Here is a 15,232-nt window from a genome sequence, read left to right as displayed (position 1 = left end):
CTGCGACGACAGCTACGTCGATCTCACGGACGCCAGCCCCGCGACAGGAGTGCCGTCCGGGCCTCGGAGATGATCTCGACCGGCCGGTCCTCCTTGATCACGTGCAGGATCCGCCAGTCCAACCGGCGCAACACCCGCCCGATCTTCACATCGTTCACGTAGTCGTGTCGGCTCGTCAGGTGCAGCTGCCCGTCGTACTCAGCGCCGACCTTGAACTCCTTCCAGCACATGTCGATTCGCCGGACATAGCGGCCTTCCTCGTCGTACACCACGAACTGCGTTGTGGGTCTGGGCAGGCCGGCGTCGATGAAGAGCAATCGCAGCCAGGTCTCCTTCGGGGACTCCGCTCCGCCGTCGATGAACGGCAGAGTCGTCCGCAGCTGCGTCGACCCCCGCGCCCGCGGATGCCGCGCGGCGATCGTCACGACCTGCTCGACCGAGAACGGTCGCGCACGTTGCAACGCGTCGAGCCTGGCGACGGCCCGATCACGCGGAAGGTACCTCGCCAGGTCGAAGGCGGTACGTGCCGGGGTGGTGACCCGGATTCCCGAGATCGTCGCGATCTCGTCCGGTTGCAGGGTGTCGTTGCGCACGATCAGACCCTGCTGGGTACGACGTCCACCCATGACCACCTCGATTGGCTCATCGGCGTCGACCCACTTCGAGCCGTAGAGTGCCGATGCGGCTACGCCGGCGATGACGGCGTCGGGTGCTGCCAATCCGATGCCGACAATGCGATCGCGGAGCGACACCTCGTGCTCAGCGGGAACATAGATCCCCCGGTAAATCGGCCGATACCGGCGTCGCAGCGCGAACGGCGTCAACTCACCGGAAGCGACGGCGTCGGCGCCGACGAATGGGATGCGCATGCTGGATCAGACGCAGCGACTGCCTGAACGGCTCCATCGATTTCGTGAGATCGACGTTTCGGTCCTCTGACGACATCTGCGACCGCATAAACGTCGATCTCGCGCCGCCTTGTAAAGGGCTCAGCCCAGGAAGGTGTTCCGGCGACTCGCCAGCAGCTGATACAGCGTGTGCTGGATGGTCTCGCGGACGTGGTCGGTCAGCTCGAAGGTGATCATCGGGTCATCCGCCGCACCCTCGTCGTAGCCGTCGGTGGAGATCGGCTCGCCGAACTTGATGTGCCACTTGGACGGCAGTGGCACCAATCCCAGCGGACCCGCCAGTGGGAACAGCGGCGTCACTGGGAAGTAGGGCAGCCCCAGCAGTCGCGCCAGCAACGTGATGTCGCCGATCTTGGGGTAGATCTCCTCGGACCCGACGATCGAGCACGGGACGATGGGCACCTGCGCGCGCAGCGCGGCCGAGACGAAGCCACCGCGGCCGAACCGTTGCAGCTTGTAGCGATCCTTGAAGGGCTTACCCAGCCCCTTGAAACCCTCGGGGAACACGGCGGTGAGCTCACCGGCCGCGAGCAGCCGGTGCGCATCGGAGGTGCATGCCACGGTGTGTCCGGCCTTGCGCGCCGCCTGGCCCACCACGGGCATGTCGAAGACCAGATCCGCTGCCAGCAAACGCAACGCCCGTTGACGCGGATGGTGATCATGCACCGCCACCGACGCCATCAGCCCGTCGAAGGGCAGCACGCCGGCGTGATTGGCCACCACCAGCGCCGCCCCGTCCAGCGGCAGATTCTCGATACCGCTGACCTCGACGCGGAACCAGTTCTTGAAAAGCCCACGCAGCAGCGGCAATACGACGTTGTCGTTGAGATGAGGATCGAAACCGAACTCGTCGACGGTGTAGTCACCGGTCATCCGGCGGGTGGCGAAATCGGCGATCGCGGAGATGGCCTTGGACAGTTCGTTGGGGACGTCCTCTTCGGCGGCGGCCGCGCCGTTGTTCCGATGCTCGTCGATCTCGCGGACGACGGCGGCGATCTCCTCGGCGGAGGCACGCTCGTCGGAATCCGACAGCAGGGAGGGATGCCTGCGCGCACCATCGGCACGCTGAGCGGCGCGGCGCGCGGCGGTCGAACGACCCGAATTCGCGCGCAGCGGAATCACTTTCGCCTTTGATTCACCCGCCACCGAACAACCTCTCCCCAACCCGACGTCACGTCGTCCCCTAGCCGCCGCAGCGTTGCGCCAGCGCCACTGCCCGACCCTCCACAGAGCGTACCCATTTCGGGTCGATGATCGGCGTCAGACCACGTCCCCGCACGTAATCGTCGAATGCCTCCGCGGTGGTCCACTTCGGGATATAGCCTAAGTCGTTTCGCATCCTGGTGGTATCCATCACCCGACCGAAGCTCACATAGTTCAGCTGCTCGCGGTCGAGCTCGGTATAACGGGTGGCTCGGCGCAGCGAGTCGATGACGGCCAGCGCCGAACGCGGCACCGGCAGCGCGACGCGGCCCGAACGGCGGATCGCCTGACTCATCATGATGATGCCGTCGGCACCGACATTGAAGGTGCCGGGTCGGCCCGCCACGGTGGCCCGTTCCAGCGCACCGAGCGCGTCCTGTTCGTGCAACAGCTGCAGCCGGGCATCGCGGCCGAGCACCGTGGGCACGACCGGGCCGGCCAGGAAGCGCGAGAGCGCGGTGTCCATCGCAGGACCGATCATGTTGGCCAGCCGCAGGATCGTCACCGCGATATCCGGGCGTCGCCGGGCCAACCCACGGGCATAACCCTCGATGTCGATGCTGTCCCGGGCGAAACCATCGGTCGGCGGTCGGCGCGCACTGCCGTCCTCGGTGAACCGGACCGGATCGCGCGACGTGGACCCGTACACCTCGGAGGTGGACTTGAGCACGACGCGGCGCACCGACGGCGCCTTCTGCGCGGCCGCGAACAGCTGGATGGCACCCATCACGTTGAGCTCTTTGAGGGTGGCCCGTCCACCGGCACGCGGCGCGTAGGAGGCCGCCGCGGCGTGGACGACGGTGTCGACGTTGCCGTTGCGGATGACCTTGGCGATGAAGGGGTTGCGGATGTCGGCGCGCACGAATTCGGCGCGCCCCATCCGCCGCAACAGATCCTTGCTCGGTGCTATCGCATCCACCGCGATGACATGGTCGATCGCGGGGTTCTGCGCCAGGCGTGCAGTCAGGTACCCGCCGAGAAAACGGCAGGCCCCGGTGACCAGGACGACTTTCGGTGCGGAACCAAGCTCATCCATCGGGCCAGCCTAGCGGCCGGAGCCGAAAGCTACTTACCGAGTTTTCTGCGCTGGACCCGGGTGCGACGAAGCAGCTTACGGTGCTTCTTCTTCGACATGCGCTTACGCCGCTTCTTGATTACTGAACCCATGAACTCCGCTACCTACCGATGTGTGAACTGACCGGGTCACCTTACCCGGGTGCCCCGGCCCGGAACTAATCAGCCGGCGTCGAAGTACGAGGTCTCCAAGAGGTCGTGCACCGCCTTGGCGTGTACGCGGAACGAGCGACCCACCCGTACCGCAGGCAGTTCACCGTTGTGCACCAGGCGGTACACGGTCATCTTGCTGACCCGCATCAAGCTGGCGACCTCTGCGACGGTGAGAAATTGAGCCTTCGGCTGGCCGTCGCCAGCGGAATCCCGCGCCGATGGCCCGTTCATTGACGTCATCGCAACCCAATCCATAAGGCACGGCCGGGCCAGCGGCTTCCCCACCGCTGGCACGCACGCGTGCATACACGAGGAGAATAGCGTGGCCACTGGGGTTATTGCGACGGGTGTGGGCTAATAAGTCCGAAATTGGTGAACTACTCTGATGTAATTCCTAGCTGCTCAGAGCGTGTTTTCGCCGCTTGCACGGCGTCTGCCACGGCACTGCGCAGGCCGCCGCGCTCGAGTTCTCGCAGACCAGCCGCGGTGGTACCACCCGGTGAGGTCACGATAGCCCGCAGCGCGGTCGCAGAGGTGTCCATTACGCCATTCGGTGCCGAATCCCGGCGGTCCAGCAGCATGGCCGCCGACCCCGCCATCGTGTGCACCACGAGCTCGGTGGCCACCTCCCGTGACAACCCGGACGCGACGCCCGCGTCGACGAGCGCCTCGACCATCAGGAAGAAGTACGCCGGACCCGAACCCGATACCGCGGTGACCGCGTCCATCTGCGTCTCGGTCACGGTCAGCACATCGCCGACGGTGTCGAAGATCGCCGCGACCTCCTTGAGCTGCTCCGGGGTGGCGAACCTGCCGGCCGCCACCGCACTGACGCCGCCGCCGACCACCATCGGCGCGTTCGGCATCACCCGCACCACCGGAGAGCCCGCTGGCAACTTGTTCTCGAAGAACGTCGTGCTGACACCCGCGGCGACGCTGACGAAGACCGTCTCGTCGCTGTCGTTGTCGGCCTTGGCGACCGCCTCGGCGATCTCCGCGGTCACCGCGGAGACATCACCGGGCTTGACCGCCACGATCACGTAGGACGCATTCTCGACGGCGTCGGGCACCGAGGTCACCAACACCTGATGCATCTCCGACAGCTGCCGGGCCCGGTCGGGATGCTTCTCGGCGACCACCAGATCCTTGACCTGACGGCCCGCCCTCAACAACCCCGAGAGCAGGGCCTCGCCGATACTTCCTCCGCCGATGATCGCAATTCTCGCCACCGGGAAAGCATGTCACGGAACGTGACATGAGTTCGCTCAGGACGCGGGCACCAACGCGAGCTGACGGCTCTGCACGATGATCCGGCCGCCCGCGTCGACCACGACATGGTCCTCGTCGAACCACTCCTGCCCGATCTGGGTCGTCGTGCACAGCACCCGCAGCCAGCCGTCGACCGGAACGGCCCGCAGGAAGGCCGTCAGCTGGACGGTGGGTGCCCAACCCAGCCGGTTGACCCCGAAGGTCACCGGGGCCGACACATCACCGCACAGCAGGGCGAACAGGACGTCCGGGGCGGCACCGCGCGGCCGCACCCAGTATTCGATCACCGGCGGGCCACCGTCGGAACGCGGCGCCATGGTGGTCAGCGAGGGCCGGATATCGCAGCCGTGGGCCAGGTGCACCACATCGGCCATCGGATGTCCCGGCCCGATCGGCTCCAGCCCGGGCGGTGGTTCCGGGGTCATCAACGGGACCACCGGATTCGTCGACAGCAGCGGGACGGTGTCGTTCTCCGGCACACCGAGCGTGATGGCCGCGCGCACGGCGACCCGCTCGCCCTGGCGTAGTTCGACGTCGACCAGGCTGATCCGACGACCCCGCTTACGCACATCGGTGAGAACCCGCAGTGGGCCAGGGTCCGGCGCCCACAGGAAGTTGCCCGACACCGCGATCGGTTCCACGCCAGGGACGCCGATCTCGGTGCGCGCGGCATTGGCGCACAGCGCCAGCATCGCCCCGCCGTGCACCTTCGGCCCGATCGTCCAGTGCTCGTTGAGCGCCCCGGTGTAGACCCCGTCGCCCGCGGTTTCCAACCGCATCGCGTCGCTGAACAACACACTCATCTCAACAGGTGCTCCCTTGCGAATTGGAGTGACTCGGTCAACAGCGCATCCCGTTCGGCGGCATTGCGCGCGCCCGAGGTGGTGACCTCAAGGATGACGTGACCGGTGAAATCCGACGTCGCCAGCTGCCTGCAGATCTGCGCGGCGGGCTGGTTACCGCGACCGGGAACGAGGTGTTCATCGGTGGACGCCCCGCTGCCGTCGCAGAGGTGCAGGTGCACCAGGCCCTCGCCCATCCGGCGGGCCATCTCGAGGGCATCGGTGCCCGCGGTGGCGCTGTGCGAGAGATCGAGCGTGTAGTGCGCGTGGCCACCGTCGAGCGGATCATAGGACGGTGCGAAGGCCGAAATCGCCGGGCCGGGATCGCCGCCGCGCCGGCGCATCCGCTCGATCGACGGTTTGCCGGTCCCCCAGAACCGGTCGGCGCGGAACGGGAACATGTTCTCCACTGCGACGTAAACGTCGCTGCCTGCCTCCAAGGCCGCGACCTGCGCGCTGAACCCGTCGGCGTAGCGGCGCTGCCAACGGAAGGGCGGGTGCACCACGACGGTCTGGGCACCCAGCTGTTCGGCGGCGCGGACGCTGCGCTCGAGCTTGGCGATCGGGTTGGCCCCCCAGACCCGCTGCGAGATCAGCAGGCACGGCGCGTGCACCGAGAGCACCGGGATACCGTACCGCTGCGACATGTCCTCGATGGCATCGATGTCCTGGCTGACCGCCTCCGCCCACACCATCAGCTCGACCCCGTCGTAGCCGAGGCGGGCGGCGTGCTCGAACGCCGCCTCGGTGCGCAGCGGATATACCGAGGCCGTCGACAGCCCGACCTTGATCGCGGGACGCACTAGCTCGTCATCAGGTGGATTGCAGCAACGCCAGCGGACCGAGAGTGACCATGGCGCCCACCGCTACAGCGATCAGCGTGCTGGCGATGTCCTCGGTCTTGCGGACCACCCGCACACCCACGACCAGGCCCAGGATCACCAGCACCGACAGCGCCAGCGCCACGATGTTGTTCCACTTCCAGAGCTGGTCGAAGGCGATGAACAGCCCGGCGCCGAGCGCAACGGCCAGCACACTCTGCACGACGACCCACAGCCCGCGCATGAATGCCGAACCCTCGTGCGCGTCGCCGGCGTCGCCGATCAGCAGCAGCTCGGTGTCGTCGAGATCGCTGCGATCCAGATCGCCGCTTTCCAGGTCGATGTCCTCGGGGCCAGGAGTCCGGGTGCGCCGCGTCGCCTCGTCGGCCACCGAATCGCCGCCGAACAGCGTGTCCGAGGGAGACTTCAGATAGGACGGCCGGTCGGCCGCGCCGGCACCGTCGTCGTCGAGCAGCGGGTCCGGGCTCATCGCCTCGGCGGTCGCCGCATCGGTGGACTCGGCTTCGGCGGTCCGCCGGGAGAACCCGTGTGCGCGGCGGCGGGGCTGGAAGGCCACCGGCTCGGGCTCGGCCTCGCGCTGCTGCAGGTGGGCGTCGTAATCGGTGGCCGCCGCGTCGACGGCGGCGGCCTCCTCGGCATCCGGTTCTGGTTCGGCTTCCGGCTCGACGACTTCAGATTCGTCGACTTCAGCTTGGTCGACTTCAGATTCGTCGGGGGCCTCGGCTTCCGGCTCGTCGAGGACGGGTGCGTCGACGGCGGTCTCCTCGGCCGTGGGAGCCTCGGCGGCCACCTCGTCGACAGGCGGTTCGGGGGCAGGCGCCGGCGGCTCGTCGGTCATCGAGACGATCGGGATCTCCCCGGTCAGCTCGGCGACGGTCACCGCATCGGCGTTGCCACGACGGCGCCGGCGACGCCCACCGGGCGCGGGCGCTCCGATCGACCCGTTCTTGGCGAGCAGCTCGGCGACCGAGATGGGTCGCGTGGCCGTGTTGTCTGCGTTGCTGTTGGTATCAGTCATCGTCTTTTGCCCTCGGGAGTGGCTGGGATGGTCTCGACCAGGGCGGTTCCGTCGGCTTCACTGTCGAGTTTGCGCAGGATCAGTCCCTCCCGCAACGCCCAGGGACAGATCTCCACCGTTTCGACACCCAAGGCCTTCATACTCGCCTCGGCAACCAGCGCCCCCGCCACGATCTGTGGCGCCCGCTCGGCACTCACCCCCTCCAACTCGGCTCGGTCGGCCGTTGTCATCCTAGAGATGAATGCGATCAACTGGCGCAGACCGCTCGCGGTCAGCGTTCGTTTGACCCGCGGCCCCGCTCCCGACGGCGCCGCGCCGGTGAGTCGCGCCAACGACCGGAACGTCTTGGATGTGGCGACCGCGAGGTCGGGTGTGCCCGCCGACTGGATCACCGATCCCGCCTCGGAGAGTTCGGTGGACAGCCAGTCACGAAGCATCGCCACCCGCCGACGACCGGGCGGATCCTCGGCGAGCCACTCGCGGGTGAGCCGGCCCGCTCCCAGCGGTAACGACAGCGCCACCTCGGGCTCCTCGTCGACCCCACTGGACAACTCCAACGAGCCGCCACCGATGTCGATGTTGATGATGCGCCCGGCGCTCCAGCCGTACCACCGCCGCACCGCCAGGAAGGTCAGGCGCGACTCGTCGACACCGCTGAGCACGCGCAGCGACACCCCGGCCTCGGACTGCACCCGCGCGAGCACCGCCTCGGAGTTGGTGGCGTCACGGACCGCCGAGGTGGCGAAGGCCATCAATTCCGAACATCCCGAACTGGTCGCGATCTTGGCGAACTCGTCGACGGTGCTGACGAGTTTGTCCGCGCCCTTGCGGGTCAGCTTTCCGGTCGAGTCGATCGCCTCGGCCAACCGCAGCGCGGCCTTGGTGGAACTCATCGGCGTCGGGTGTCCACCGCGGCGGGCGTCGACGACCAACAGATGAACCGTATTGCTGCCCACATCCAGCACGCCCAATCGCACGCGACCAAGGTTAATGGGTTTACCGTTGACAACTGTGAAGACGTCACCCGTCGGCGGTAGGCAACTCGGAGGAGTGGGTGGCGAAGTCGAGCTCGACTTCGCGCGCGAATGGGTCGAGTTCTACGACCCCGAGGACTCCAACCACGTGATCAGCGCGGACATGACGTGGTTGTTGTCGCGCTGGACATGCGTTTTCGGCACGCCCGCCTGCCAGGGAACGGTGGCCGGCCGCCCCGATGACGGCTGTTGCTCGCACGGCGCCTTCCTCTCCGACGACGACGACCGCGCCATGCTCGACGATGCGGTCACCAAGCTGACCGACGAGGACTGGCAGTTCCGCAGTAAGGGGCTGGGTCGCAAGGGTTATCTGGAAGACGACGAGTACGACGGAAAACCCAACCAGCGGACCCGAAAGTACAAGGGCGCCTGCATATTCCTGAACCGGCCCGGCTTCGCCGGTGGTATCGGCTGCGCGCTGCACTCCAAGGCGCTCAAACTGGGCGTCGAACCGCTGACGATGAAGCCCGAGGTCTGCTGGCAGTTACCGATCCGTCGCACCCAGGACTGGGTGACCCGGCCCGACGGTTCGGAGATCCTCAAGACCGTCATCACCGAATACGATCGGCGCGGCTGGGGCGAAGGCGGTGCCGATCTGCACTGGTACTGCACCGGGGATCCGGCGGCCCATGTCGGCGCCAAGCCGGTCTGGCAGTCCTACGCACCCGAACTCACCGAGCTGCTCGGCGAGAAGGCCTACGCCGAGCTGGCCGCGATGTGCCGGCGCCGAGGACAACTAGGACTGGTCGCCGTACACCCGGCGACCCGCGCCGCCGAGTAGGACGGGTCTCAGCCCTCCAGCTTGTAACCGAGCCCGCGGACGGTCACCAGGTGTACCGGGCTGGCCGGGTCGGACTCGATCTTCGAGCGCAGCCGCTTGACGTGAACGTCCAGGGTCTTGGTGTCACCGACATAATCGGCACCCCAGACCCGGTCGATCAGCTGTCCGCGGGTCAGCACCCGCCCGCTGTTGCGCATCAGATACTCGAGCAGGTCGAACTCCTTGAGCGGCAACGTGATCTGCTCGCCGTTGACGCTGACGACATGGCGCTCGACGTCCATCCGCACCGGGCCGGCCTCCAGCACCCCGTCGGCGATACCGGCATCGTCGTTGTCCGCGCCACGGCGCAACACCGCGCGGATGCGGGCGATCAACTCACGGGCCGAGTACGGCTTGGTGACATAGTCGTCGGCGCCGAGTTCCAGGCCGACGACCTTGTCGATCTCGCTGTCCCGCGCGGTCACCATGATGACCGGCACGCTGGACCGCGACCGCAGCTGCTTACAGACATCGGTGCCGCTCATTCCGGGCAGCATGAGGTCCAACAGGACGATATCGGCGCCCGCACGCTCGAACTCGGCCAGCGCCGAGGGGCCGTCGGAGACGACGGTGGCCTCGAACCCCTCCTTGCGCAACAAGAACGCCAGTGGATCAGCAAGGGACTCTTCGTCTTCCACGATCAGGACACTGGTCATCAGCGTGCAACCTTCCTCATTCTTCATCATCGGCCGAATGGCCCTCAGGTATCGCCGGAATCGACAGGGTGAACGTCGAACCGGTGCCCGGCTGACTCCACAACCGAATCGATCCGTTGTGATTGGCCGCCACATGCTTGACGATCGCCAACCCCAGACCGGTGCCGCCGGTGGCGCGTGAGCGCGCCTTGTCGACCCGGAAGAACCGTTCGAAAACCCGCTCCTGGTCGGCGCGGGCGATACCGATTCCGCGGTCGGTCACCGCGATCTCGATCTCGTCGCCGCGGCGACGCCTGCTGATCGACACGTCCGATCCGTCCGGGGAGTACGCGATGGCGTTGGACACCAGGTTGGCGATCGCGGTGACCAGCAGCCGCTCGTCGCCGAGCACCCGGAAACCCGTCGGCGCATCGGTGGTGATGGTGATGTGCGCGCTGTCAGCGGCGACCTTGTAGCGCGAGACCGCCTCGGCGACCACATCGTCGACGTCGACGCTCTCCAGATCCGGCAGCGCTTCCGCGCCCTGCAGCCGGGACAGCTCGATCAGCTCACCGATCATGTCGGCCAGCCGCACCGACTCGATGATCATCTTCTCGGCGAACCGGCGCACCGTTTCGGGATCCTCGGTGGAGGCCAGCATGGCCTCGGCGAGCACACCCATGGCCCCGACCGGGGTCTTGAGCTCGTGGCTGACGTTGGCCACGAAATCTCGGCGGGTGGCCTCCATCCGAGCCTGCTCGGACTGATCCCCGACGAACACCACCGCGAACTGATGTGCGCCCTCCACCAGCAACCGCACATGGCCGCGGACCGCCAGACCCGAACGGCCGGACTTCTGGCGTTTGCGCGGGGACAGGTCGATATCGACATCGGCGCCCGTGGCCAGGCAACGCTGCACCGCCTGCCAGGCGCGGTCGTCGAGCAGCCGGTCGCGCACCAGGCCGAGTTCGATGGCCTGGTCGTTCATGTAGACGACATCGCGGAAGGTGTCGACGACGACGATCCCCATCGGCGACATCGCGGCGATATGGCTGAGCATCTGGGAGACGGTGATCCCACCGCCCTCTTCGATGTCGCGCTCGGTCCGGCGGGCGGCGATCTTGCGCATCGCCACCATGCCGACGGCGACGCCGATTCCGAGCGCGAGCACTGCCAGCGCTGCCGCCAACAGCAGCGCGGAACCGACACTCACGCGAAAATCGTACGCATCGGGTGAACGACATCCCAGCAGCAAGCAGCCAAACCGGGACAAGTCACACGCAGAAAGACCAGTATTCGGCGGCCGTTTACCTGGCGCTCACCTTTCGTGCGCTACTTGGCGCCCTGCGCCGCGACGGCCGCGGCCCCGGCGGCGGCGGCCTCGGGATCCAGGTACTTCCCGCCGGCCACCGTGGGCTTGAGATTCTCGTCCAGCTCGTAGAGCAGCGGGATACCGGTCGGGATGTTCAGGCCCACGACATCGGCGTCGGACATTCCGTCCAGATACTTCACCAGGGCGCGCAGCGAGTTGCCGTGCGCCGCGATCAGCACCGTCTTACCGGCCTTGAGGTCAGGAACGATGGCCTGCTCGAAGTACGGCACGAAACGCTCGACGACATCGGCGAGGCATTCGGTCAGCGGGGCCCCGCCCGGGATGTCGGCGTACCGCGGGTCGGCGTCCTGGCTGAACTCACTGCCCTTCTCGATCGGCGGCGGCGGGGTGTCATAGCTGCGCCGCCACGCCATGAACTGCTCTTCGCCGTACTTCTCCTTGGTGGCGGCCTTGTCCAGGCCCTGCAGCGCGCCGTAGTGCCGCTCGTTGAGCCGCCAGTCCCGGTGCACCGGGATCCAGTGCCGGTCGGCCGCGTCCAATGCCAGGTTGGCGGTGGTGATGGCGCGGCGCAGCAGCGAGGTGTAGAGCACGTCGGGTAACACGCCCTGCTCGGCGAGCAGCTTGCCGCCGCGGACCGCCTCGGCCCGGCCCTTGTCGGTGAGGTCGACATCGACCCACCCGGTGAACAGGTTCTTCTGGTTCCAGTCGCTCTCGCCGTGGCGCAGCAGGATCAAGGTCGGCATGACTGGAATCTTGCCATGACCGGTCAGTCCTCGATGAGGTGCTCGAAGGCTTCGAGGTTCTTCAGGGATTCGCCGCGGGCAACCCGCCATTCCCATTCCTTCTGGATGGACGAGCGGAAGCCCAACTCCAGCAGGGTGTTGAAATCGCTGTCGACGGCCTCGAGCACCTGTCCGAGCACGCGGTCGATCTCCTCGGCGGTCACCGAACTGTTGGCCATCCAGCCCACCAGGTAGATATCGCCGAGATTGTCCAGCGTGTAGGCCACCCCGTAGAGCCTGCGGTTGCGCTTGAGCAGGAACTTGTAGACGGCCTCGAAGTTCTCGTCGGGACGGCGGCAGACGAAGGCCTCCACCCGCACCGAATGCTCGCCGACGCTCAGGATGGTGTTGGTCTTGAGCCTGCGCTCCCCCGGCAGCGCCACCACGAGGCCGGGCAGACCGCCCTTGACGCCCTTGTGATGGGTGTATTCCAGGTCGTTGGCGGCCAGCGTCTCCTCGATGATGTCGGTGACACTCATGCTCGTCCCACCCTCGCTCCGGTCCTCGCTCGTACCTCGCTGCGATCCTCACTCACGCGCGACTTCGCGGTGACACTCATGCCCGCACCCCCCGGCGCAGCGCAAAACGACGGCCCGTCCGCCGGGTCGGCGTCGCCGATCGGGGATGCCGGGACCGGTAGTCGGTGATGGCGCGCCCGTAGCTGTCCATCAGCCCGTCGACGGTGTGTGCCCAGGAGAAGGTCGCCGCGTGCGCGACGGCGGCCGTGCTGAGTCGATCGGCGTCACCGGCGAGCACCGACTGCAGCGCCGCCGCCCAGTCCCCGGCATCGTGGCCGTCGACCAGTGCGCCGGTCACGCCGTCGCGCACCGCCACCGGCAGACCGCCGACGGCGGCGGCCACCACCGGGGTACCGCAGGCCTGCGCCTCGACGGCGACCAGTCCGAAGGATTCGTTGTAGCTCGGCACCGCGACCATGTCGGCAGCGCGGTAGATACCGACCAACTCGTCGCGTGATTGTGGTGGGAGGAATGTCACGCGATCGGTGATACCCAACTCGGCCGCCAGTCGAACAAGCCCGTTCGGAGTGTCCATGCCGGATCCGGACGGACCGCCGGCGATCAGCACCCGCAGGTCGGGGACCTTGGCCGCGGCCCGCAGCAACACGTCCGGCGCCTTCAACGGCTGGATGCGGCCGACGAACGCGACCACCTTGTCGTCCTCGGCCAGGCCGAGTGCCGCACGGGCCTGACGCCGCGAACCGGGTGTGAACACCGCCAGGTCGACGCCGGGGTGCACCACGTCGATACTGGCCGGGTCGGCATTGTGCAGCGAAACCAGTTGGTGCGCCTCGATTTCGGTGTTCACGATCAACCGGTCCGCCTCATCGACGACCTGTTGTTCACCGACCGAACGCAGGACCGGCTCGGGGGTGTCACCTTCGGCAAGAGCCGCGTTCTTGACCGCGGCCAGCGTATGGGCGGTATGCACCAGCGGCACCGCCCAGCGATCGGATGCCAACCACCCCACCTGGCCGGAAAGCCAGTAGTGCGAATGGACGATGTCGTAATAGCCGGGCTCGTGGGTGGCCTCGGCGCGCAGCACCCCCGCGGTGAACGCGCACAACTGGGTGGGCAGGTCGTTCTTGTCCAGTCCCTCGAACGGGCCCGCCACGACGTTGCGCACCAGAACCCCGGGCGCCACCTGGACCACCGGCTCATCCGAGGAGGACGTGGCGCGGGTGAAGATCTCGACCTCGACACCGCGGCTGGCCAGTTCGAGCGCGGTCTGCAATACGTACACGTTCATTCCGCCGGCATCGCCGGTACCCGGTTGCGACAGCGGTGAGGTGTGTACCGACAGGACCGCGACGCGGCGGGCCTCCGTCAGTCCGGACGGTTCGGGTACGACACGCACATGCTCATGTCTACACCTGCGGCGGACCGGCGAAACCTGCGGGATCAGGACGCGCCGAGCACCCCGGCCTCACTGCGGCGCTGCTGCGCCCGTCGCATCGCGGCGATCGGGTCGGCGTAGAGGCCGCCGAGGGAGACCACACCGGCGCCGGCCTCCTGCACCCGGTTGCCGAACGCCGTGACGCGGATATCGCGCGCACCCAGCACCGAGCGGTCCGCGAAGGCCCGCTCCACCAGTTCCATTCCCTCGGGATACTCGGTGAAGGCCTGCCCGCCGACGACAAGATCATCGGGGTTGAGCATGTCGCGCAACAGGGCCACCGCCTCGCCGAGCACGCGGGCCCGTTCGGCCAGCAGGGCGCGCGCTCCCTCGTGCCCGCCGCGCGCGGCGCGCAGCACCGTCGCCATCGTCGAGGTGGGGCCCTCGGCCGGGATGATGCGCTGCGCCCTTGCCGCGGTCAGGACCGCCTCGTCGCTGACGGTCGACTCGAGTTTCCCTGAGCCACCGAGCAATTCGGAGCTGACCGGCAGTGCGGCAATCGTGCCTGGGCCGCTGGCCGGGGAATGCACCCGGCCGCCGATGGACAGCGCGTAGCCGACGGTCTCCCTGGCATAGACATACAGGCTGGTTCCGGCCTGCGTGTTCGGACGGCGCACGGCGAGCAGCAGTTCGGCGCCGGCCATGGCGTCCACGTGTGAGGCGACCGAGACCGGCAACCCGAGTGTCTCGGCCAGCACCGGCCCGACCGGCGCCTCGGCCCAGCCCAACCGCGGGTGATCGAGGTAACCCGAGGTGCTGTCCACCACGCCGCCGCTGGCCACGCCGACCCACAGCGGGCGGCGCCGGTGCCAGCGGCTGAGGTACCGACGCGCACTGCCGGCCAGGGAAGCCAGCGCCGCGCTCTGGCTGCCGCGCGGGGTCGGCGTCTCGACGACGTCGAGGGTGCGGCCGAACAGATCGGTGGCCACGATGCTGGTGGTCTTGGCACCGATGTGCAGACCGAGGGTCAGGTACGGCTCGTGGTTGACCTCGACAGGGATCCGGGGACGGCCGATCGCCCCGGACACCGCGAGATCGGCGCGCTCGCGCAGCACACCGGCGTCGAGCAGGGCGGTGACCTGACGGTTCACCGTGGCGATGCTCAGGCCGGTGACCCTGGCGATCGCGTCACGGGCGATCGGGCCGCGCTGCCGAGCTGCGCCGAAGACCGATGCCGCGGCCACCTCGGCGACCTTGAGTGACGGCGCGACGATGTGATGGCGGGCCAACAGGGCGCGCTTGGCATGTGCGGCGGGGGTCTGACGAACGACGGTGGCGGTGCTCACGATGGTGTCCTCTGGGCTGAGTGCGGAAGGGGTGGGCTTCTGCCACACCGGCGACTCAGCGGGACGAACGAGGTCCTCAGGTCAGCAAGGCGCGGCGGGTGCGCAACAACAACACGCAC

The 15,232-nt window shown here is 67.7% G+C and carries 17 protein-coding genes; 1 reads left to right on the top strand and 16 read right to left on the bottom strand.

Annotated elements, in window-relative coordinates; translation table 11 throughout:
- Positions 1–23: 23 nt before the first annotated feature.
- The 10 genes from IC40_RS0108220 to IC40_RS0108180 all read right to left on the bottom strand — a co-directional run bounded on the left by IC40_RS0108220 (position 24) and on the right by IC40_RS0108180 (position 8,286).
- Positions 24–869, bottom strand: a complete 846-nt coding sequence (locus IC40_RS0108220; RefSeq protein ID WP_030134260.1) for a type IV toxin-antitoxin system AbiEi family antitoxin — start codon at positions 867–869, stop codon at positions 24–26.
- Positions 870–989: 120 nt separating this feature from the next.
- Positions 990–2,054, bottom strand: coding sequence for a lysophospholipid acyltransferase family protein (locus IC40_RS0108215; RefSeq protein WP_030134259.1), 1,065 nt, complete (start codon positions 2,052–2,054; stop codon positions 990–992).
- 37 nt (positions 2,055–2,091) lie between these two features.
- A complete protein-coding gene (locus IC40_RS0108210; protein ID WP_030134258.1) occupies positions 2,092–3,147 on the bottom strand; it encodes an SDR family oxidoreductase in 1,056 nt (351 codons plus the stop codon).
- A 29-nt stretch (positions 3,148–3,176) separates the two neighbouring features.
- A complete protein-coding gene (locus IC40_RS27200; RefSeq protein WP_003402602.1) occupies positions 3,177–3,278 on the bottom strand; it encodes a 30S ribosomal protein bS22 in 102 nt (33 codons plus the stop codon).
- Positions 3,279–3,347: 69 nt separating this feature from the next.
- Positions 3,348–3,578, bottom strand: coding sequence for a cell division/environmental response transcriptional regulator (locus tag IC40_RS0108205; protein WP_023985266.1), 231 nt, complete (start codon positions 3,576–3,578; stop codon positions 3,348–3,350).
- 137 nt (positions 3,579–3,715) lie between these two features.
- Complete coding sequence (gene proC / locus IC40_RS0108200) at positions 3,716–4,567, bottom strand: pyrroline-5-carboxylate reductase (RefSeq protein ID WP_030134257.1); 852 nt, start codon at positions 4,565–4,567, stop codon at positions 3,716–3,718.
- A 36-nt stretch (positions 4,568–4,603) separates the two neighbouring features.
- Positions 4,604–5,410 carry a thioesterase family protein gene (locus IC40_RS0108195; protein ID WP_030134256.1) on the bottom strand — a complete coding sequence of 269 codons (807 nt, stop codon included), beginning with the start codon at positions 5,408–5,410 and terminating at the stop codon, positions 4,604–4,606.
- Complete coding sequence (locus tag IC40_RS0108190) at positions 5,407–6,252, bottom strand: sugar phosphate isomerase/epimerase family protein (protein ID WP_030134255.1); 846 nt, start codon at positions 6,250–6,252, stop codon at positions 5,407–5,409. The genes IC40_RS0108195 and IC40_RS0108190 overlap by 4 nt, the downstream gene beginning before the upstream one ends.
- A gap of 10 nt (positions 6,253–6,262) precedes the next feature.
- The gene (locus IC40_RS0108185) at positions 6,263–7,309 is read right to left on the bottom strand and encodes an Rv0497 family membrane protein (RefSeq protein WP_030134254.1); all 1,047 of its coding nucleotides are present in this window, start codon (positions 7,307–7,309) and stop codon (positions 6,263–6,265) included.
- Entirely contained in the window at positions 7,306–8,286 is a 981-nt protein-coding gene (locus IC40_RS0108180) for a Ppx/GppA family phosphatase (RefSeq protein WP_036459486.1), read from the bottom strand. Before IC40_RS0108180 ends, IC40_RS0108185 begins: the two co-directional genes overlap by 4 nt.
- A gap of 13 nt (positions 8,287–8,299) precedes the next feature.
- Here IC40_RS0108180 and IC40_RS0108175 point away from each other — a divergent pair, with 13 nt between their 5' ends.
- Positions 8,300–9,124, top strand: a complete 825-nt coding sequence (locus tag IC40_RS0108175) for a DUF3109 family protein (protein WP_234411521.1) — start codon at positions 8,300–8,302, stop codon at positions 9,122–9,124.
- A gap of 8 nt (positions 9,125–9,132) precedes the next feature.
- On the opposite strand, the gene regX is transcribed toward IC40_RS0108175, so the two are convergent.
- From regX to IC40_RS0108145, 6 genes are all read right to left on the bottom strand, one after another.
- Positions 9,133–9,819 (bottom strand): two-component sensory transduction protein RegX, encoded by a 687-nt coding sequence (regX, locus tag IC40_RS0108170; RefSeq protein WP_019513801.1) that lies wholly within the window; start codon positions 9,817–9,819, stop codon positions 9,133–9,135.
- 16 nt (positions 9,820–9,835) lie between these two features.
- Positions 9,836–11,011 carry a sensor histidine kinase gene (locus tag IC40_RS0108165; RefSeq protein ID WP_030134251.1) on the bottom strand — a complete coding sequence of 392 codons (1,176 nt, stop codon included), beginning with the start codon at positions 11,009–11,011 and terminating at the stop codon, positions 9,836–9,838.
- Positions 11,012–11,130: 119 nt separating this feature from the next.
- The gene (locus IC40_RS0108160; RefSeq protein WP_030134250.1) at positions 11,131–11,874 is read right to left on the bottom strand and encodes a phosphoglyceromutase; all 744 of its coding nucleotides are present in this window, start codon (positions 11,872–11,874) and stop codon (positions 11,131–11,133) included.
- A gap of 23 nt (positions 11,875–11,897) precedes the next feature.
- Complete coding sequence (locus tag IC40_RS0108155) at positions 11,898–12,392, bottom strand: type III secretion system chaperone family protein (RefSeq protein WP_030134249.1); 495 nt, start codon at positions 12,390–12,392, stop codon at positions 11,898–11,900.
- Between the two features lie 76 nt (positions 12,393–12,468).
- Entirely contained in the window at positions 12,469–13,788 is a 1,320-nt protein-coding gene (gene mshA / locus IC40_RS0108150) for a D-inositol-3-phosphate glycosyltransferase (protein ID WP_042509535.1), read from the bottom strand.
- 44 nt (positions 13,789–13,832) lie between these two features.
- On the bottom strand, positions 13,833–15,113 hold the full coding sequence (locus IC40_RS0108145; RefSeq protein ID WP_030134247.1) for an ROK family protein: 1,281 nt from the start codon (positions 15,111–15,113) through the stop codon (positions 13,833–13,835).
- Positions 15,114–15,232 lie beyond the last annotated feature (119 nt).

Origin of the sequence: Mycolicibacterium neoaurum ATCC 25795 (assembly GCF_000691525.1) — a bacterium.
Taxonomy (GTDB): Bacteria; Actinomycetota; Actinomycetes; order Mycobacteriales; family Mycobacteriaceae; genus Mycobacterium; species Mycobacterium neoaurum.
Note: the sequence above shows the minus strand (reverse complement) of the source record. Positions and strands in the feature narration are given on the sequence as shown.

Coding starts and splice junctions, on each gene's coding strand:
- IC40_RS27200 (WP_003402602.1), bottom strand. CDS start 3,278: ATGGGTTCAGTAATCAAGAAGCGGCGTAAGCGCATGTCGAAGAAGAAG.
- IC40_RS0108210 (WP_030134258.1), bottom strand. CDS start 3,147: ATGGATGAGCTTGGTTCCGCACCGAAAGTCGTCCTGGTCACCGGGGCC.
- IC40_RS0108195 (WP_030134256.1), bottom strand. CDS start 5,410: ATGAGTGTGTTGTTCAGCGACGCGATGCGGTTGGAAACCGCGGGCGAC.
- regX (WP_019513801.1), bottom strand. CDS start 9,819: ATGACCAGTGTCCTGATCGTGGAAGACGAAGAGTCCCTTGCTGATCCA.
- IC40_RS0108205 (WP_023985266.1), bottom strand. CDS start 3,578: ATGACGTCAATGAACGGGCCATCGGCGCGGGATTCCGCTGGCGACGGC.
- IC40_RS0108155 (WP_030134249.1), bottom strand. CDS start 12,392: ATGAGTGTCACCGACATCATCGAGGAGACGCTGGCCGCCAACGACCTG.
- IC40_RS0108220 (WP_030134260.1), bottom strand. CDS start 869: ATGCGCATCCCATTCGTCGGCGCCGACGCCGTCGCTTCCGGTGAGTTG.
- IC40_RS0108160 (WP_030134250.1), bottom strand. CDS start 11,874: ATGCCGACCTTGATCCTGCTGCGCCACGGCGAGAGCGACTGGAACCAG.
- IC40_RS0108185 (WP_030134254.1), bottom strand. CDS start 7,309: ATGACTGATACCAACAGCAACGCAGACAACACGGCCACGCGACCCATC.
- IC40_RS0108175 (WP_234411521.1), top strand. CDS start 8,300: ATGGGTTTACCGTTGACAACTGTGAAGACGTCACCCGTCGGCGGTAGG.